This is a genomic window from Arthrobacter sp. S2(2024), assembly GCF_036662515.1.
GTDB lineage: Bacteria > Actinomycetota > Actinomycetes > Actinomycetales > Micrococcaceae > Arthrobacter.
On the sequence record NZ_JAYKZI010000004.1, the window covers coordinates 190,529 to 209,997 of the forward strand.

General features: G+C 65.3%; 17 protein-coding genes. 15 read left to right on the forward strand and 2 right to left on the reverse strand.

The window, feature by feature from the left end; translation table 11 throughout:
* Positions 1-62 precede the first annotated feature (62 nt).
* On the forward strand, positions 63-1,394 hold the full coding sequence (gene aceA, locus VLA65_RS10325; protein WP_332602450.1) for an isocitrate lyase: 1,332 nt from the start codon (positions 63-65) through the stop codon (positions 1,392-1,394).
* Positions 1,395-1,774: 380 nt separating this feature from the next.
* On the forward strand, positions 1,775-3,427 hold the full coding sequence (aceB, locus tag VLA65_RS10330; RefSeq protein ID WP_332602451.1) for a malate synthase A: 1,653 nt from the start codon (positions 1,775-1,777) through the stop codon (positions 3,425-3,427).
* 192 nt (positions 3,428-3,619) lie between these two features.
* On the opposite strand, the gene VLA65_RS10335 is transcribed toward aceB, so the two are convergent.
* Positions 3,620-4,816 carry an MFS transporter gene (locus VLA65_RS10335; protein WP_332602452.1) on the reverse strand — a complete coding sequence of 399 codons (1,197 nt, stop codon included), beginning with the start codon at positions 4,814-4,816 and terminating at the stop codon, positions 3,620-3,622.
* Positions 4,817-4,953: 137 nt separating this feature from the next.
* Positions 4,954-6,174, reverse strand: a complete 1,221-nt coding sequence (locus tag VLA65_RS10340; protein ID WP_284988674.1) for an ROK family transcriptional regulator — start codon at positions 6,172-6,174, stop codon at positions 4,954-4,956.
* Positions 6,175-6,351: 177 nt separating this feature from the next.
* Between VLA65_RS10340 and VLA65_RS10345 the strand changes: the two genes are divergently transcribed.
* From VLA65_RS10345 to VLA65_RS10405, 13 genes are all read left to right on the forward strand, one after another.
* Positions 6,352-7,464, forward strand: a complete 1,113-nt coding sequence (locus tag VLA65_RS10345) for a Gfo/Idh/MocA family protein (protein ID WP_332602453.1) — start codon at positions 6,352-6,354, stop codon at positions 7,462-7,464.
* A complete protein-coding gene (locus VLA65_RS10350; protein ID WP_284988672.1) occupies positions 7,461-8,261 on the forward strand; it encodes a hypothetical protein in 801 nt (266 codons plus the stop codon). Before VLA65_RS10345 ends, VLA65_RS10350 begins: the two co-directional genes overlap by 4 nt.
* Before the next feature lie 134 nt (positions 8,262-8,395).
* Entirely contained in the window at positions 8,396-9,715 is a 1,320-nt protein-coding gene (locus VLA65_RS10355; protein ID WP_284988671.1) for an ABC transporter substrate-binding protein, read from the forward strand.
* Between the two features lie 10 nt (positions 9,716-9,725).
* A complete protein-coding gene (locus tag VLA65_RS10360; protein WP_059388541.1) occupies positions 9,726-10,688 on the forward strand; it encodes a carbohydrate ABC transporter permease in 963 nt (320 codons plus the stop codon).
* Complete coding sequence (locus VLA65_RS10365; protein WP_059388540.1) at positions 10,688-11,581, forward strand: carbohydrate ABC transporter permease; 894 nt, start codon at positions 10,688-10,690, stop codon at positions 11,579-11,581. Before VLA65_RS10360 ends, VLA65_RS10365 begins: the two co-directional genes overlap by 1 nt.
* Positions 11,582-11,620: 39 nt before the next feature.
* Positions 11,621-12,370 (forward strand): sugar phosphate isomerase/epimerase family protein, encoded by a 750-nt coding sequence (locus VLA65_RS10370; protein ID WP_332602454.1) that lies wholly within the window; start codon positions 11,621-11,623, stop codon positions 12,368-12,370.
* Positions 12,367-13,503: a Gfo/Idh/MocA family protein gene (locus VLA65_RS10375; protein WP_332602455.1), complete on the forward strand. Its 1,137-nt coding sequence runs from the start codon at positions 12,367-12,369 to the stop codon at positions 13,501-13,503. Before VLA65_RS10370 ends, VLA65_RS10375 begins: the two co-directional genes overlap by 4 nt.
* A gap of 9 nt (positions 13,504-13,512) precedes the next feature.
* Entirely contained in the window at positions 13,513-14,697 is a 1,185-nt protein-coding gene (locus VLA65_RS10380) for a Gfo/Idh/MocA family protein (protein ID WP_332602456.1), read from the forward strand.
* A gap of 47 nt (positions 14,698-14,744) precedes the next feature.
* Positions 14,745-15,743 carry a sugar phosphate isomerase/epimerase family protein gene (locus tag VLA65_RS10385; RefSeq protein WP_332602457.1) on the forward strand — a complete coding sequence of 333 codons (999 nt, stop codon included), beginning with the start codon at positions 14,745-14,747 and terminating at the stop codon, positions 15,741-15,743.
* A 12-nt stretch (positions 15,744-15,755) separates the two neighbouring features.
* Positions 15,756-16,625 carry a 3-keto-disaccharide hydrolase gene (locus VLA65_RS10390; protein WP_442880279.1) on the forward strand — a complete coding sequence of 290 codons (870 nt, stop codon included), beginning with the start codon at positions 15,756-15,758 and terminating at the stop codon, positions 16,623-16,625.
* Positions 16,622-17,506 (forward strand): TolB family protein, encoded by an 885-nt coding sequence (locus VLA65_RS10395; RefSeq protein ID WP_332602459.1) that lies wholly within the window; start codon positions 16,622-16,624, stop codon positions 17,504-17,506. The genes VLA65_RS10390 and VLA65_RS10395 overlap by 4 nt, the downstream gene beginning before the upstream one ends.
* A gap of 11 nt (positions 17,507-17,517) precedes the next feature.
* The gene (locus tag VLA65_RS10400; RefSeq protein ID WP_332602460.1) at positions 17,518-17,991 is read left to right on the forward strand and encodes a heme-degrading domain-containing protein; all 474 of its coding nucleotides are present in this window, start codon (positions 17,518-17,520) and stop codon (positions 17,989-17,991) included.
* Between the two features lie 115 nt (positions 17,992-18,106).
* Entirely contained in the window at positions 18,107-19,441 is a 1,335-nt protein-coding gene (locus VLA65_RS10405) for an MFS transporter (RefSeq protein WP_332602461.1), read from the forward strand.
* Positions 19,442-19,469 lie beyond the last annotated feature (28 nt).

The window sequence follows — 19,469 nt, forward strand, 5'->3', positions numbered from 1 at the left end:
GAAGATCGGCCGGGGCGACATACACAGCAAAACGCCACAGTAGCGTCAAAGGAGACAGAACAATGACCGCAGCATTTGAACCAGGGCAGCCCACCCCCGCTCAGCAGATAGCTCAGCAGCAGGCCGCCGCACTGGAGCTCGAATGGGCTGCCAACCCGCGTTGGGAAGGCGTCACCCGCGATTATTCGGCCACCGACGTCGTCCGCCTCCGCGGCCGCGTCTCCGAAGAACACACCCTGGCCAGGCGCGGCTCCGAGAAGCTGTGGAAGCAGCTCACGGAAGAGGCTAAGACCGGCGGTTACACCAACGCCCTCGGTGCGCTGACCGGCAACCAGGCGGTGCAGCAGGTCAAGGCCGGGCTGCGGGCCATCTACCTTTCCGGATGGCAGGTCGCGGCCGACGCCAACAACTCCGGCCACACCTACCCGGACCAGTCGCTGTACCCGGCGAACTCGGTCCCCACCGTCGTCCGCCGCATCAACAACGCCCTGCTCCGCGCCGACCAGATCGAATTCTCCGAAGGCATCCAGACCGTCGAGGACTGGCTGGTCCCGATCGTCGCCGACGCCGAAGCCGGTTTCGGCGGCCCGCTGAACGCCTACGAACTCATGAAATCCATGATCCAGGCCGGCGCCGCGGGCGTGCACTGGGAAGACCAGCTCGCGTCCGAGAAGAAGTGCGGCCACCTCGGCGGCAAGGTGCTGATCCCCACCCAACAGCACGTCCGGACCCTGAACGCCGCCCGCCTCGCGGCCGACGTCGCGGGCACACCGTCGGTGATCATCGCCCGCACCGACGCCGAGGCAGCCACCCTGATCACCTCCGACGTCGACGAGCGCGACCAGGAATTCATCACCGGCGAACGCACCGCGGAGGGCTTCTACAAGGTCCGCAACGGCATCGAACCCTGCATCGCCCGCGCCAAGGCCTACGCACCCTATTCGGACCTCATCTGGATGGAAACGGGCACTCCGGACCTCGAGCTGGCCCGCAAGTTCGCCGAGTCCGTCAAGTCCGAGTTCCCGGACCAGATGCTCTCCTACAACTGCTCCCCGTCGTTCAACTGGCGCAAGCACCTGGACGACGCCACCATCGCCAAGTTCCAGCGTGAACTCGGCGCCATGGGCTTCACCTTCCAGTTCATCACCCTGGCCGGCTTCCACGCCCTGAACTACTCGATGTTCGACCTCGCCCACGGTTACGCCCGCGAAGGCATGAGCGCCTACGTCGAACTCCAGGAAAAGGAATTCGACTCCGAGTCCCGCGGCTACACCGCAACCAAGCACCAGCGCGAAGTCGGAACCGGCTACTTCGACGACATCGCAACTGCGCTCAACCCGAACGCGTCCACCCTGGCCCTGGTGGGATCCACCGAAGAAGGCCAGTTCCACTAACCTCCCGACGGCGGGCCGCTGCCCCAGCGGTGCGGCCGACAAAGTCAATCCTCCGCGTGCTATTCCCCATCCCCGTCCTGTGGCCTCGCAAAGCTCGGCCGAGGACGGGGACAGGGCCCCTTTTACGCACGCTTCCGGATCACCTTCGCCGACCTTGCGGCGCTTGGCGACTGGCGCACGAGGCCGAAGAGTCCGGTATTGCGGCAGCCTGCGTAATAGGGGCCCCGTTTCCGGGTCCGTCCTCGCTCAGCGAGGTCGGACCCGGAAACGGGGAATAGCAGGCAGAGCAATGCCGGTCCGAAGGCCGGAGCCAGCCACGCACCGTATCGAACCCAGTTAGGCCCGCCGTCGAACATTTGCTTCTCTGAGGAGAGATTGAAATGAACAGTTTCACCGACAATTACACGATCAACGGCATCACGCTGACCGCCCAGCCCATTCACCGGCAGAACGAGGTCCTTACCCCGGATGCCCTGGAGTTCGTGGCAGCCCTGCACCGCGCGACGGCGGAGCGCCGCCAGGAGCTGATGCAGGCAAGGCACGCCCGCCGCGGCCAGATCGCGAGCGGACAGGATCCCCGGTTCCTCCCGGAGACGGCGGAAATCCGGAATGATCCCACCTGGCGGGTCGCTCCTCCGGCACCGGGCTTGGAAGACCGACGCGTGGAAATCACCGGGCCGGTTGACCGGAAGATGACCATCAACGCGCTCAACTCCGGCGCCAAGGTGTGGCTGGCCGACATGGAAGACTCCTCCACCCCCACGTGGCGCAACGTCATCCAGGGCCAGCTGAACCTCACCGATGCCCTGGAACGGCGCATCGACTTCACCTCACCGGAGGGCAAGGAATACAAGCTCCGTGCCGCCGAAGAACTGCCCACCATCGTGGTGCGGCCGCGCGGCTGGCACCTGCCGGAGAAGCACATGCTCATCGACGGGAAGCCCGTTGCCGGTGGCGTGGTCGATTTCGGCCTGTTCTTCTTCCACAACGCCAGCCGCCTGCTGGCACAGGGCAAGGGCCCGTACTTCTACCTGCCCAAGATCGAGAACCACCTCGAAGCCCGCCTCTGGAACGACATCTTCATCCAGGCCCAGGACCTGCTCGGCATCCCGCAGGGCACCATCCGCGCCACGGTACTGATCGAAACCATCACCGCGGCGTTCGAAATGGAGGAGATCCTGTACGAGCTGCGCGATCACGCCTCGGGCCTGAACGCCGGCCGCTGGGACTACATCTTCTCCGTGATCAAGAACTTCCGCACCCGCGGGCCCCGCTTCGTGCTCCCGGACCGCGCCCAGGTCTCCATGACCCAGCCCTTCATGCGCTCCTACACCGAGCAACTCGTCCGGGCGTGCCACCGGCGCGGCGCCATGGCGATCGGCGGCATGGCCGCAGCCGTTCCCAACCGCAAGGACGAGGCCGCCAACACGGCAGCGTTCGAGAAGGTCCGCGCGGACAAGACCCGCGAAGCCGGCGACGGCTTCGACGGCTCCTGGGTGGCCCACCCGGACCTGGTTCCGGTGTGCCGCGAAGTGTTCGACGGCGTACTCGGCGAGCGTCCGAACCAACTGGACCGCTCACGCGAGGACGTCACCCCCGACGACCGCGCCCTGATCGATGTCGCCTCCACCACGGGCACCATCACCGAGACCGGCATCCGGAACAACATCGAGGTGGGCATCCGCTACATCGAGTCCTGGCTGCGCGGCAACGGCGCCGTGGCCATCCACAACCTCATGGAGGACGCAGCCACGGCGGAGATCTCCCGTTCACAGCTCTGGCAGTGGATCTACTCGCACGCCATCACCGACACCGGTGAAGTCATCACCCGCGAGTGGATCAACGACCTCCTGGACGAAGAGTTCGCCCGCCTGGAACGCTTCGACGACGACCGCTTCAACGATGCCCGCAGCATTTTCGAGGAAGTCACCCTCGCCGAGGAGTTCCCCACTTTCCTAACCATCCCGGCCTACGCCCGCTACCTCACGGAAGCCCGCGAGGAAGCCACCAAGGAAGAACTCGTCGCCGCTTGAACCCGTAGATAAAGCCCCCGCCGCTGGGCTGCCTGCACTCTTCGCAACAAGTGACCCCGATGGTCGGGGCGGCAGCCCAGCGACGGAACCCCTTCATCAACACGTGCGAACTGGCAGCAGATGACTTTGCCGCTTGGGAACGGTCATCTGCTGCCAGTTCGCGCGGGGTTAAGGGACGACGGCGGCGCGCACTTAGCGCTGCCGGGCCACCCAGCGCACCGAGAGGGTGGTGCAGATGCAGAATGCGGTGACCGATCCGAGGATCACCAGGAGCGGCACGGTCCAGCTGCCGGAGATGCCGTGCACGTAGCCGATGACGGTCGGAGCCAAGGCCGCGAAGCAGTAGCCGATCCCCTGCACGACGGCGGACATGTTGCCTGCCGAAGCTTGGTCGCGCGCGAACTTGATGATGGCGATGAAGATGACCGTGATGCCGCCGCCCTGCGCTACTCCACCGAGGGACGACCATAGCCACCACCAGCCCGGGGCCAGCAACAAGCCCAAGGGCACCGTGAGCCACAAGGCACCCAAGGTGGCCGCCACCGCCGTCGTACTGGCGAAACGGGCGAGCAGCGGCACGCCGAGGCCACCGACTATCGCGAAAATCTGGAAGAGCGATGATCCCGCGCCGGCTTGCGCGGTGCCCATGCCCAGCTCGTCGGCCAGGAAGCTCGGGAGCCACGCGGTCACGCCGTAGTACGAGAAAGCCTGGCCAGCGAAGCCGAGCGTCAGGCCAACGGTCAGCCAGCCAACCCCGGAGGCGCCCCCCGCTCGTGAGCCGCCGGCGGCGGGCACAGCAGCGGGAACGAAAGCTTGCCGGGCACCGACGGTGGGGATCCAGAACAGGATGGCCGCGAGGGCCAGGAGGGCACTCGCGGCGAGGGCAAGACGCCATCCCACGAGTTCCGCGAGGGGGGCCGTGGCCACCGAAGTCAGGAAGGACCCGATGTTCAGCGCTGCTGTGTAGACACCCATGGCGGTTGCCTGGCGGCGCGGCGCGAAATCGCGGCGGATGATGAGTGGCACCGCGATGTTGCCGATGGTGATCGCGAGGCCGATAAGGACGGTGCCCACCATGACCGGGACACCGACACCGCTGGAGCGGATCACGACGCCGGCCAGCACACCCACAAGAGTGAGCATCACGGCGAATTCGGCGCCGAGCCTGCGTCCGGCCATTGAGGCCAGCGGCGCGGCGAGCGAGAAGCAAAGCACGGGGATGCCCGTCAGCAGCCCGAGTTCCACAGGGGAAAATCCAAGATCCCGTTTGAGGGACTCCACCACCGGCGCCACCGCGACGAAGGGTCCCCGCATGTTGAGGGCGATGAGGCCTATGCACGCAAGAATCAGCCAACCTCGGGGGACCTTGGCGAGGAATGGACCGGTCATGGGGCGCACTGCAAGGCGGGGAAAGTAGGCATCACCTTCATTGCTATCACGCCTCCACGGCGCGAACTGGCAGGCGATGACCCCAAAATCCGCGGCAAAGTCATTTGCTGCCAGTTCGCGCGGGGGTTAAAAGCCCGTCAGCCGGTTGCTTGGAGCGTGGCTTCAATCACTGCCGGAGACAAAACGTGCTGGGTAACCATCTGGCTCGCACCGAGGATCGCGGCCTGGTCGCCCGCCATCGAGATGCCGATGCGCAGGTGCGAGGTGGCCAAGGGAAGGGAACGCCGGTAGACAACTTCGCGGATGCCGGCCACGAGGTGCTCGCCGGCCTCCCCCATGCTGCCGCCGATCACGATCATGGAGGGGTTGAGCAAATTGACCACGGTTGCCAGGACATCGCCGACGTCGCGTCCGGCCTGCCGGAGTGCCTGGATGGCCTGGAGGTTTCCCTCGGCCACGAGCCGCAGCACGTCCCCGCCGTTGCTGGCCGGGAGTCCTTGGGCGTGCAGCTGGCGGGCGACGGCGGGTCCCGAGGCGAGTGCCTCGAGGCAGCCGTAGTTCCCGCAGCGGCAGAGCACGTCGTCGCCGCGGGGAACCCGGACGTGGCCGAGGTCCCCGGCCGTGCCGTTGGCGCCGCGCTGCAGCTCGCCGCTGCTGATAATGCCCGCGCCGATGCCCGTGGCGATCTTGATGAAGAGCAAATTGTCGTGGTCCGGCCAATACGCTGTGCGTTCGCCCAGTGCCATGATGTTGACGTCGTTGTCCACGAGGACCGGAACCGGCAGCGAGCGCTGCATGTAACGGACCACGTCGAATCCGTCCCAGCCGGGCATGATCGGCGGTTTGATCGGCCTGCCGGTGTCGTGTTCCACCGGACCGGGCAACCCGATGCCGATCCCGGCGAGGTCGTCAAGGCTGCGGCCGGCTTCGGTGAGAAGCTCCCGTCCTTCCGCCACCACCCTGCCGAGCACCACCTCGGGACCGTCTGCGACTTCCTGCGCGAGGCGGCGCTCGGCCAGGACTGTTCCACCGAGATCGGTGACCGCAACGATTACGTGCGTCGCTCCGACGTCGACCGCCAAGACAACGCGGGCCGCAGGGTTGAAGGCAAAGCGCGACGGCGGCCTGCCGCCACTGGAGCTTGCCTCGCCGGCGGGACCCACGAGTCCGGAGTTCATGAGGGCGTCGATGCGCGAGGCGACGGTGGAACGGGCCAGCCCGGTGGTGATGGCGAGTTCGGCGCGGGTCCGTGCCTGGCCGTCGCGAAGAAGCTGAAACAGGTCTCCTGCACGCGAAAGGCTCCCGGCGTCCTGTACGGAGCCGTCCTTGCCCGGGGCTTTTTCGGGTGCTGAAGTCATGCATCAGTGATAGCACGATTGCTTATGGCTGTCACGCAGCAAAAAGATTGTCGAATGATTTTCAACTTTTGCTTGCTCATCGACAAAAGTCGTCGTAGGTTGTTTGTGAGAAGGGTCACGTAGCCCACAAAGCCACGCTGAAACTCAGAGACTCCGTTTACGAAGAGGTAACTGATCTTGTCCAGCCACTCACAGGCAACACCGTTGGGATCACCAGGCCCCCTCGGCGTCGGCATCCTTGGCGCCGGCCCGGTCACCCAAGCAATCCACCTTCCTTCCCTGGCCCGGCTCCGGAACATCCTGGAAGTCCGCCACATCATGGACGTCGACTCCGCGGTTGCCGAATCGGTCGCAGCACGCGTCGGCGCCAAACACAGCACCAGCATTGACGCACTCCTGGGCGATCCCGACGTCGACATCGTCGCCATCTGCAGCCCCCACCAGTTCCACGCGGACCAAGTGATCGCCGCGTGCCGCGCGGGAAAGAAGGCCGTCCTCTGCGAAAAGCCCTTCGCCATGAGCGGCGAGGAGGCTGCCCGGATTTCGGCGGTCAGCGCGGAAACCGGCGTGCCGATCATCGTGGGCGCCATGCACACCTTCGATCCGGGCTGGCTCGCAGCCGAAGCCAACTGGGGCGATCTCCCCGAGAACGTCCACACCATCCGTTCTTCCATCGTTCTCCCGCCCAATGCCCGGTTCGAAGATTTCGCCACCGAAATCATTACCCGGCCAGCCAGCGGCAACCCTGACTACAGCGATATCGAGGTCATCAAGAACTTCCTGCGGGGCGGCATCATGGGCCTCGCCATCCACGACCTTCCGCTCGTCCGCCGCTTCACGCCGGATTTCGAAGACCTCGAGGTGCTGCAGGCGCGCCACGTGCGGCCTTTCGGCTACGTGATTTCGCTTCGTTCTGGAAAACCGGGCGCAGGTGACCGGATCATCGAACTCAGGGCAGCCATGAACAAGACATGGAAGCCGGAATGGGTCTTCGAAGCGATCTCGGACGACGCAGCCCTTCGCGTGGACTTCACTCCTTCCTATGTACAGGCGGGTTCCGCGGTCGCAACCATCACCCGCGGAACCACAAGTACCACCTACGGACCGTTCGAGCACAACGGCTACGAGGGCGAATGGCGCGAACTCGCCCAACTGGCACTCGGAACCAAGCAACCGCCGTCGGCCGAAAGCCTCATCAATGACCTCACCTTCGCGATAGCCATTGCCGACGCCACGGTGGACCTCGCGGCGGCGGAGCACGCAAACAGCCATGCAGGAGCCCGCTCATGAGCACCCAGTACACGGTCACTGCTACCCCGCAGGCGGAAGAGAGCGGCTCCGTAGCACTCGCGGTGGCTTCTCTTCCAGCGAGCTTCGGCCCGGTAGCAACCGGGGAGGCCGCACGGATTTCCGCCATCGACGGCGCCGCGGGCTGGACCACCGAGGCCATCAAGGCGATCGACGGCGGAGCGTCGGGCATCGTCGTCGTCAACCCGGTCCCGGAAAACACCGCCGCCCTGCTCGACGCCGCTGAAGCGTCCGGCGTCGCGGTGGTCCTGGATCAGCGCTGGGCATCCAGCCCGGGTCTCGCCGGAGCCGAAGACGCCGTCCGCACGGTAGCCGGCCGCGCCGCCATGCTGGACACCGTCGCGACGGCCGCGGCAGGAACGGATCCGGAACGGCTGCTCACCGAGCACCTCGCCGCCGTCGTACGCGTGACAGGGCAACTGGACGCGCTTCGCCTCTTGCGCCGCGGCGCGCACGGCTACGCGGTTTCCGGGCGGCTCGCCAACGGAGCTCCGGTTTCGCTCCAAGGCGTGCTGAGCAACTCCCGGGCCGCCGGCGTCGACTTCCGCCTGTATACCGACGACGGCGGTGTCAGCATTGCGGTCCCGGAACCGCTTGCCGCCTGGCCGGCAGAAGTCCGCGCTACCGGGCAACAGGGGGAAATCCTCCTGCCAACGCTTTACGAATCCGCCCACCGCACCACCTGGCGCCGGCTCAAGGAACACCTCGACGCCGGTACTCTCCCCTCCGATCTGGCTGGCTTTGCGCGGCTGACGGAATCCATCGCGCACCTCTCCTGAACCTGCACCTCTCCTTAAACACGCAACCAGCACCATCGAGCGCAACAGAGCACCAAGCAATCATTAGCCTTCTCGACGACGAGCCGGACCGCACCAAACGCGAAGACCACGCAGCGGTCCCGAAAGGAATCATCATGAATGTTCAGTCCGAAGCCAGCCGCAATTTCTCCCGCAGGGGTTTCCTCGGCCTCACGGCGGCAGCAGCGGCTGTCCCCCTGCTCGCAGCCTGCGGAGGCGGCTCCAGCTCAAGCTCCAGCGCCGGTGGCGCGATCAAGTTCTGGGACATGCCATGGGGCACCCCGGCCTACAATGATGCCGCCAAGAAGATTGCAGAGAGCTACGTACCCACAGGCAGCAACGGCAAGGCCAGCTACCAGATCATCCAGTGGAACAACTTCTATCAGACCTTTTCCTCGGCCATCGCGTCCAAGACCGGGCCTGCGGTATCCACCGGTGGCGGTTTCCAGGCCTTCCAATTCGAGCAGCAGGGCCAGATCGCCTACGCAGACAAGGTCATCGAGGCGCTCAAGAAGAACGGTCAGTTCGACGACTTCCTGCCGGGCGTGCTGGAGCCCTTCAAGACGGACAAGGGCTACGTCGCCGTTCCGTGGCAGCTGGACATGCGCCCGCTGTGGTACCGCAAGTCCCTCTTCGACCAGGCCGGCGTGGCGGTTCCGACCGACTGGCCCAGCCTGCTCGAGGCAGGCAAGAAGCTCAAGTCCATCGGTGCGGTCGGCTTCGCTACGGGTTCCGGCGCGGGCAACAACATCGGCAACCACTTGATGATCATGATGATGATCAACAACGGCGGTGGCGTCTTCACCAAGGACGGCCAGCTGGACGTCATGAACGACCGCAACGTCGAAGCCATTGAATTCCTGCTCGAGCTGGTCTCCAACGGCGTCGTCGACCCCGCGGCGGTCAGCTACACCACGGACAACCTCGATGCGCAGTGGAAGAGCAAGAAGGCTGCCTTCGGCATGTATGTGCTGGGCCTGCCGCAGCGCGTGGGGGACACCTCCGGAGACCTCCTGGTGGCAAGCCCGATGGCCGGTCCGCACGGCGACAAAGCAGCGTTGGTGTTCCCGAACAACATCATGATGTACAAGAACACCCCCTCCCAGGAGTCTTCCGAGGCCTTCCTGACCTACTACCTGGGCCAGGTCAAGGAGCTGTGGCGCCAGAAGCTGATGAACGGACTGCCGGTCTTCAAGTCCATCACTGAACTTCCCGAGTTTGCCGGCGATCCCAACAACGTCAAGATCGTCAAGGAATACCAGCCCATCGCGAAGACCTTCGCCGCGCAAGGCACCTCTCTCAACGCCAACCTCGCTGTCCTGGACGGCGGCCAGGCACTCAACCAGTTCACCCAGACCATCCTGACCGGAAAGACCGACGCCAAGACTGCACTCACGGCCTTCAAGACCGGCCTCGAATCCGTCATCAAGAAGTAAAGCCGTCGCCATGTCAACCACCACAACACAGTCCGGCCTCGCCCGGGCCCGTCGGGGACTCGCTCCCGGCGGGTCTGGCGGCGGGTCCGTAAACCGCAAGAGCAAACTGTCGGGGCAGACCAAGCGGACGTTCTTCTGGCTCCTGTTGCCCTCGATCGTCCTGCTCATCCTGATCAACGGCTACCCGCTGATCTACGCCGGTGTGCAGGCAACCCACGACGGCTCCCTCATCGACACCGGCAACTTCGTCGGCGTCGACAACTTCGCCACCGTCCTGTCTTCGCCCGCCTTCTGGAAGGCCGCACAGTTCACGCTGTGGTTCACGATCGTGGGCGTCTTCGGCTCCTGGCTGGTGGGCCTGGGCCTGGCACTGCTCCTGCGCACCAAGATCCCGGCGGGCGGCACCTTCAAGGTCCTGCTCCTCCTGCCCTGGGTGGTGCCGATCGTCGTGTCCTCCACCGCTTGGAACTGGCTCGTCGCCACCCCGGACAGCCTCATCCCCTCCATCTTCCGCAACCTCGGACTCGGCACACCGCTGTTCCTGGCCGACCCGCACCTCGCCGCCGTCATGGTCATGGTCTTCAAGGTCTGGGTCAGCTTCCCCTTCATGATGATGATGATCTCCGCCGCCCTGGCCTCCGTGGACACCACCGTCTACGAGGCAGCCAGCATGGACGGCGCCAGCAAGTGGCAGCAGTTCACCCAGATCACCCTGCCGATGATCGCCCGCTCCACGTACATCAGCTGGATCCTGATGACGATCTTCTGCGTCAACGACTTCCCCACCATCTACCTGCTCACCGGCGGCGGCCCCGTGGACGCGACGACCTCCCTCGTGGTCCTGGCCTACCGCAGCGTCTTCCAGGACTTCCAGACCGGTCCCGGCGTCGCGATCGCCTTCCTTATGACCCTCACCCTCGTCGTCGTGTCGGTCTTCCTGTACCGCCAGATCCGAAAGTCGAGCGTCGAATAATGAGCGCAGTACTCCACGCCCACCCCGAATCCGGACCCGCACTCGGTGTCGCGGGACCCGAAAAATCGCGCCGCGTCCTCTCCGAAGCAGGCATGCGCGGACGCTGGTGGCGGTTCGTCCTGATCCTTGCCATCACCGCGATCGTCCTCGTCCCGATCATGGTCACCGTCATCCTGGCCCTCACCCCGGGTCCGAACAGCACCGCTACCGGCCTCACGCTGGAAAACATCACCGGTGTCTTTTCCAAGACCCTCGCCAGCACCTGGTTGACCAACAGCCTCGTCACCACGCTTTCCACGGTGATCGTCGCCGTCGCCGTGGCCGCACCCGCCGGGTACGTCCTCTCCCGCGGCCGCTCGAAAGCCGTCTCCGGATACTCCCTGCTGCTGTTCGTTATGCAGTCGCTGCCGATCATCACCTCGGTGGTGCCGCTGTTCATCCTCTTCGCAGGCATGGGACTCGTGGACAATCTGCTCGGCCTGATCATCATCTACGTCGGCTCGACAATGACCGTGGCCACGTGGATGATGGCGGCATACTTCGATTCCATCCCGGTCAGCCTCGAGGAGGCCTCGTGGATCGACGGCTGCTCCGTATTCGGATCGTTCACGAAGGTGGTGCTGCGCAATTCCCTGCCCGGCATCCTGTCCACCGCGATCTTCGCCTTCCTCCTGGCCTGGAACGACTATCTCGTCGCGATCGTGTTCCTGCGCTCCAACGAGATCTTTACCCTGCCGGTGGGCGTGCAGTCCTTCTTCCAGCAGAACATGACCGACTGGTCCGGCGTCATGGCCCTCGCCGTCGTCATGATGCTCCCGCCCATCATCGTTTTCGCCACGCTGAACAAGTACTTCAGCGTCGGCGGCATCGGCGGATCCCTCGCCGGCCGATAACCGAACCTTTTCACGCAACTGACAACGCAAAGGAAAACCATGTCTTACTCCATCCAGCTCTACACCCTGCGCAATGCCATGCAGGAAGACCTGCCGGGCACCATCAAGAAGGTTGCCGAGATCGGCTTCACGCAGGTTGAACCCTACAATTTCGTGGCCACCGCGAAGGAGCTCGGCGCCGCGTTGAAGGAGAACGGCCTCACGGCCCCGTCCGGCCACGCGCCGCTGCTGAGCCAGGACCAGGATGAGATCTTCGCCGCCGCCAAGGAACTGGGCATCTCCACGGTCATCGACCCGTACCTGCCTGCCGAGCACTGGCAGAACGCCGGGGACATCCAGGCCACCGCTGCCAAGCTCAACGCCGCAGCCAAGAAGGGCGCCGAATACGGCATCCGCGTCGGCTACCACAACCACGCCTGGGAACTGGAGTCCATCATCGAGGGCCAGACAGCCCTGGAGTACTTCGAAGGCCTCCTCGACCCGGAACTGGTCCTGGAAGTGGACACCTACTGGGCATCCGTCGGTGGCCAGAACCCGGTGGAACTGCTCGCCCGCCTCGGTGACCGCGTGAAATTCATCCACATCAAGGACGGCCCCGGCACCACCGACACCAAGGCCCAGCAGCCTGCCGGCCAGGGCACCATCCCGGTGCTCGACGTCGTTGCTGCCGCCACGTCCCTGGAAGTGGGCGTCGTGGAGTTCGACGACTACGCCGGAGACATCTTCGAAGGCATCGCCCAGAGCCTCGCCTTCCTCCAGAACAACGCAGCACAGGACGTGAACGCATGAGCGCCGCAACGCACCAGTCCACCCCATCCGCCCGCCGGGGACCCGTTGGCGTCGCTGTCATCGGCGCGGGCAACATCAGCAAGGCCTACCTGGACAACCTGACGGTCTTCCCGGACCTGAAGGTCCACGTCATCGCGGACCTGTTCGAGGAAGCCGCGGAGGCACGGGCCAAGGAGTACGGCATCCCCGAGTTCGGTTCGCCGGAGCTGGCGCTCAACCATCCCGACGTCGAGATCATCGTCAACCTGACCATCCCGGCCGCGCACGTCGAGGTGGCCACGGCCGCCGTGAACGCCGGCAAGCACGTCTGGACCGAGAAGCCGTTCTCCCTGGACCGCGAATCCGGTTTGGCCCTGTTGAAGACGGCCGACGCCGCGGGGATCCGCCTGGGCTGCGCACCGGACACCTTCCTGGGCGCCGGACTGCAGACCGCCCGAAGGATCATCGAACGCGGCGACATCGGCACCCCGCTGACCGCCCTGACCATGTTCCAGACCCCCGGCCCCGAATCCTGGCACCCGAACCCGTCCTTCCTCTTCGCCCACGGCGCAGGCCCGCTCTTCGACATGGGCCCGTACTATGTCACCGCCCTGGTCCAGGCGTTCGGCTCGGTCCGCAAGGTGGCCGCGGTCGGGTCCAAAGCCAAGGACGTCCGCGTGGTCGGTTCCGGACCGAAGGCCGGGGAGGAATTCCCCGTCGAGGTCCCCACCCACATCTCGGCCATGCTGCAGTTCGAAGGGGGCGCGTCCTCGCACAGTGTCTTCAGCTTCGAATCCCCCCGCCTGCGGATGGGCTTCGTGGAGATCACCGGCACCGAGGGCACCCTCGAGCTGCCGGATCCGAACTACTTCGACGGCGACCTCAAGCTCTGGCGCGCGGGGGCCGAGGAAGCGGAAATCATTCCCGCGACGGGACCGGCCAACGGCCGCGGGATGGGCGTGCTGGACATGGCCCGGTCCCTGCGCGCCGGTGTCCCGCACCGCGCCCAGGGAGCCCTGGCCTACCACGTGGTAGATACCTTGGTCTCCATTTCCGAGTCCGCCGAAACCGGCACCTTTGTAGGCGTCGACAGCTCCGCCGTGACCTCCCAGGCCCTCCCCGAGGACTGGGACCCGATGGCCGCCACCCTCTAGGAATCCCTCATGACCAGCTCCGCCCCTACCCCCACCACCCCCCAGAACGGCGAACCGGGCAAGACAACCCTGGGTGTTGCCGCGATCGGCTACGCGTTCATGGGCAAGGCCCATTCCAATGCGTGGCGGAACGTGGCCAGCTACTTCGACGTCCCGGCCTTCGAGCAGAAAGTGCTCGTGGGCCGGGACGCGGAACAGGTCGCCGAGGCCGCGGCCAGGTACGGGTGGAGCGAGTCCGCCACGGACTGGCGCCAGGTGATCGAACGCGATGACATCCATATCGTGGATATCTGCGCCCCGGGCTGGATGCACGCCGAAATCGCCATCGCGGCACTGGAAGCGGGCAAGCACGTGCTCGTGGAAAAACCCCTCGCGAACACCCTGGCCGAGGCCGAAGCCATGACCGACGCCGCGCGCGCCGCCCGCGCGCGCGGCATCCAGTCCATGATCGGCTTCAACTACCGCCGCGTCCCGGCCCTGGCCCTCGCGAAGGAGCTCATCGCCGAGGGCAGGCTGGGCACCGTCCGGCACGTCCGCGCCGCCTACCTGCAGGACTGGCTCGTGGACGCCGATTCCCCGATGACCTGGCGGCTGAACAAGGAAACCGCCGGATCCGGGGCACTGGGTGACATCGCCTCCCACGCCATCGACCAGGTCCTCTTCCTCCTCGGGGACACCGTCACCGAGGTCTCCGGCCGGCTGCACACTTTCGTGGACAGCCGCCCCGGCGCGGACGGCCCGGAACAAGTAACGGTCGACGACGCCGCCTGGGCCACGCTGACCCTCGCCTCCGGGGCGGTCGCCTCCGTGGAAGTCTCCCGCATGGCCACGGGCAAGAAGAACTCCCTCACGATGGAAATCTACGGCGACAAGGGCTCGCTCCTGTTCGACCTGGAATCCATCAACGAGCTCGGTTTCATGGACGCCACCGTGCCCGTCCGGGAGCAGGGCTTCCGCCGGATCCTGGTCAACGAACCCGAACACCCCTACATGGACGCCTGGTGGCCGCAAGGCCACGTGATCGGCTGGGAGCACACCTTCACCCACGAAATCCGTGACTTCCTTGTGGCCATCGACGCCGGGACGCCGCCCTCGCCGTCGTTCGAGGAAGGCCTCGCCGTCCAGCAGGTCCTGGCCGCCATCGAGGAATCCGCCGACGCCAAGTCCGCCATCATCCAGGTCGCCGGCCACTAATAGCCCTGGCCTGAAGCACGCCCCGAAACTTTTCCCAAGGAGAACCCATGCCCCGCCCGTACACCCTGTTCACCGGCCAGTGGGCCGACCTGCCCTTCGAGGAAGTCGCCAAGCTCGCCTCCGGCTGGGGCTATGACGGCCTGGAAATCGCCGTGTCCGGGGACCACCTGGACGCCTGGCGCTGGGACGAACCCGGCTACGTCGAATCCAAACTCGCCATCCTGGACAAATACAACCTCAAGGTCTGGGCCATCTCCAACCACCTCAAAGGCCAGGCCGTCTGCGATGACCCCATCGACTTCCGCCACCAGGCCATCGTCGGGGCCAAGGTCTGGGGCGACGGGGACCCCGAAGGCGTCCGCCAACGCGCCGCCGAGGAAATGAAACACACCGCCCGCCTCGCCAAAGCGCTCGGCGTGGACACCGTCGTCGGGTTCACCGGCTCCTCCATCTGGCAGTACGTCGCGATGTTCCCGCCCGTCCCCGAGAAAGTCATCGAGGCAGGCTACCAGGACTTCGCCGACCGCTGGAACCCCATCCTGGACGTCTTCGACGAGAACGGGGTCCGCTTCGCCCACGAAGTCCACCCCTCCGAGATCGCCTACGACTACTGGACCACCGTCCGGACCCTGGAAGCGATCGGCCACCGGGAAGCGTTCGGCCTGAACTGGGACCCCTCCCACTTCATGTGGCAAGGCATCGACCCCGTCTCCTTCATCTGGGACTTCAAGGACCGGATCTACCACGTGGACTGCAAGGACACCAAGCTCCGCCCCACAGGACGGAACACCGTGATGGGCTCGCACCTCCCCTGGGGCGACCCACGCCGGGGCTGGGACTTCGTCTCCGCCGGACGCGGCGACGTCCCCTGGGAATCGAGCTTCCGGGCCCTCACCGCCATCGGCTACACCGGACCCATCTCCGTGGAATGGGAAGACGCCGGCATGGACCGCCTGCACGGCGCCCCCGAAGCCCTCGCCAACCTCAAGAAATACGACTTCCCGCCCTCCCAAACCAGCTTCGACGCCGCCTTCAACCAGGACTAAGGGATGTCCGACGTGAGCAATGACGGGTTCGTCCCGCTGTTCGACGGCGTCAGCCTGGCCGGATGGCACGCCGCACCTCGGATCTACGGTTCGGTGTATCCCGGCGGGCCGAGCGTCCTTGAGCATTTCGATAGCCTAGGACTTGAGCGCCCCGTGAAACCGGAGAAGCATCCTGCCCGCTGGAAGGTTGAAGACGGCGTCCTTGTCGGCGAGCAGGACGCCCCCGGGAGCGGCTACGGCGGCTACCTGGTCAGCGACCAGGCGTTCGGGGACTTCGAATTGCTCCTTGAGATGCGCCCCGATTGGCCTGCGGATACCGGCGTGATGATCCGGCGTCAACGGGACAGCTGGGAAGGGTTCCAGGTCCTCGTGGACCATCGCCCGTCCGGCGGAATCGGCGGCTTCTTCGGCAACGGACTGGCGAGTTTCTCGGCGGTTCCGTTCGCGATCGACGTCGTCCGCGACGACGCCGGCCGGCCCACCGGCCTTGTTGCCGACAACCCGGCCACCTCTGTGGAACCGGTCACGGAAGCGAAGCGCGACCGGCTCAGCTACGCGGCCGACGTCGACGATTTCCTGAAAGTCTGGCGCTGGGACGACTGGAACGAATTACGGATCCGCTGCGTGGGTGCCATGCCGGTCATCACCACCTGGATCAACGGCGTCAAGATCGCCGAAATCGATACCGCCACCCTGGAATCGCCCAATTACGACGCCGACGCGGTCTTCGAGGTGCTGGGCGACCGCGGGCATATCGCCCTCGAAGTCCACGACAACGACTCCATGTTCGGCGAAGCCCGCTGGGGTGTCGGGGCGCAATGCCGGTGGCGGAACATCCGGATCAAGGAACTCCCGGCCGGCTCCGGCGGGGGCTCACAGTGATACGGACCCTCCAACCCGGCCAGCGCTGCGAAGTATGGATCGCCTCTGTCAGCGGCACTTCCGAGCTCGTCTTTGCCACGGAAGATCTGCTGCTGGAGGCACCGAACTGGACGCTCGATGGCCGGGCCCTCATCCTCAACGGAGACGGTGCGCTGTGGCGGTTGGATGTTTCCGGGGAACTGGATACAGGCGGACTCGAAAAGATAGCTGTCACTGGCATTCCGGACCTCAATAACGACCACGTCCTCGCACCCGATGGCGCCACCATTTACCTCTCGGCGAATGACGGCCACATCTACCGCGCAGCCCTCGACGGCGGGGAAGCCGCCAGGATCACGGACGACGACGGGTGGTTCCATTTTCTGCACGGCGTCAGCCCCGACGGAAAGACGCTGGCCTACGTCGGAATTGAAGCCGGTGACTTCACGCAGCCGGGCCGGCTCATCACGATTCCTGCAGGGGGCGGCCAGACCACCGCGATCGACGTCGACGGCCACTGCGATGGTCCCGAGTATTCGCCCGATGGGGACTGGCTGTACTTCAATACCGAAGCCTTCACGGACCAACCGGGCCACGCCCAACTTGCCCGGGTGCGGACCAGCCACGCAAGCGCGCCGGAGCGCCTGCTTGAAAGCGACACCGTCGATTGGTTCCCGCACCTCTCACCCGACGGGCACCTGGCCAGCTACATCCGCTTCCCCGGCGGGACGGTGGGCCATCCCGCCGACTTGCCGGTCGACGTCGTCGTTGTTTCCACGAGTGACTGGGCGACGCCGCTCCACACCTGGCCCCTCTTCGGCGGCCAGGGAACCCTCAACGTCAACAGCTGGTCACCCGACTCGGACCGGTTTGCTTTGGTTGCCTATCCCATCAATCTCTGAGAAGAGGCACCATGAATGACGTCCCCGCCCTTGATGTGCTGGAAGCGCTCAAACGCCAGGAAGAGGAGCTGATTTTCACCTCGTTCGACCATGGAGACGCGTGGAGGCTCGGCTCGCGGCTCGCGGGCATGGCCCAGGCGGCCGGCCATGCGGTCGGCATCGACATCCGGCGCCCCGGGCTCATCCTTTTCCGCGCTGCGCTACCCGGGATCACACCGGACCAGGAATCGTGGATCGCCCGGAAATCCGCACTCGTTTTGCGGATGGAAGCAAGCAGCGCACTCGTCGAAGCCCGGTTGTCCTCCGCCGGTATCGATCCGGTGGCCACGGGGTGGCTCGGCGCCGACTATGCCGTGACAGGTGGCTCGTTTCCCGTTCGGGTCCGCGGCGTCGGTGTGGTCGCGGCCGTCACTGCGTCAGGCCTTTCATCGCAGGAGGATCATGACCTGATTGTCGAAGGGATCCGCCAACATCTCGCACCCTAACCAAGAACTCCTATCAAAAAATTGTTGAACAATTCCTCCGCGTGATGCATCATTGGGTGTAGGCCCCGATTGAGATCGGGATCACAAAGCCCGCCCAACGTTCCATGGAGGAACCATGTCCGCGACCACTTCGCCAAGTCCAACCAGGCGCAGCAAACCCTCGGCAGGCGCCATCAAAGCCTTCATTGCCAGCGTCACAGGCACCTCCCTGGAGTACTACGACTTCGCCATCTACTCGGTCGCCTCCGCGCTCGTCTTCCCCAAGATCTTCTTCCCCACGAACGACGAAACCACGGGCCTCCTGTTGTCCTTCTCGGCCTTCGCGGTGGGTTACCTCGCCCGGCCCATTGGCGGGGTTGTCTTCGGCCGGCTCGGGGACAAGATCGGACGCAAGAACGTCCTGGTCATCACCCTCATCCTCATTGGCGCGGCCACGGTCCTCATCGGCGCTTTGCCGGACTACCACACCATCGGCATCGGGGCCACGATCATCCTGGTGCTCCTTCGCTTGGCCCAGGGCATCGGCGTCGGCGGCGAATGGGGCGGCGCCGTGCTGCTGTCCAGCGAGTACGCAAATCCCAACAAGCGCGGATTCTGGTCTTCCGCAGCCCAAATCGGTCCGCCCGCCGGCAACCTGCTGGCCAATGGCGCCCTGGCCGTCCTCGCCGCCGTCATGAGCAACGGCGCCTTCATTGCATGGGGTTGGCGCGTCGCCTTCCTCAGCTCGGCCATCCTGGTTGCCTTTGGCCTGGTCATCCGGCTCAAACTCGAGGAAACCCCGGTGTTCAAGGCCATCGAGGCCACCGGCGAACGGCCCAAGGCTCCCATCAAGGAAGTCCTCACCACCCAGTTCCGCCCCCTGCTCGCCGCCGCTTTGTGCCGGATTTGCCCAGACGTGTTGTACGCCTTGTTCACCGTCTTTGTCGCGGTCTACGCCACTAAGGAACTCGGCATGACCACCGGCAATGTCCTGGGCGCAGTCCTGGTGGGCTCGGCCTTCCAACTGTTCCTGATCCCGGCCGCGGGAGCCGTCACGGACCGTTTCAACCGCCGGCTCGTCTACGGCATCACCGCCGCGGCCACAGCCGTGTACATTCCGCTGTTCTTCCTCATGATCCAGTCCCGTTCCGTCCTGGTGCTGACTGTCGGCGTCGTGATCGGCCTCGGACTGCACGCCTTCATGTACGGACCGCAGGCCGCCTTCATCACAGAGCAATTCCCGGCCCGGCTCCGCTATGCCGGCAGTTCCCTCGCCTACACGGTGGCCGGCGTCGTGGGTGGAGCGGTGGCACCGTTGATCTTCACGGCCCTCTACGCCGCTACCGGAAACTGGATCTTGATCGCCGCATACTTGCTTGTCACCGCCGTGGTCACCATCATCGGCCTCACCTTGGGCCGGGATCCCGAGCCGGACGAGGACCTCCGCCTGCTTGCGGAAGCCAGCGCCTAAGCAGCCCGGTACCCCGGAAACGAAGCAC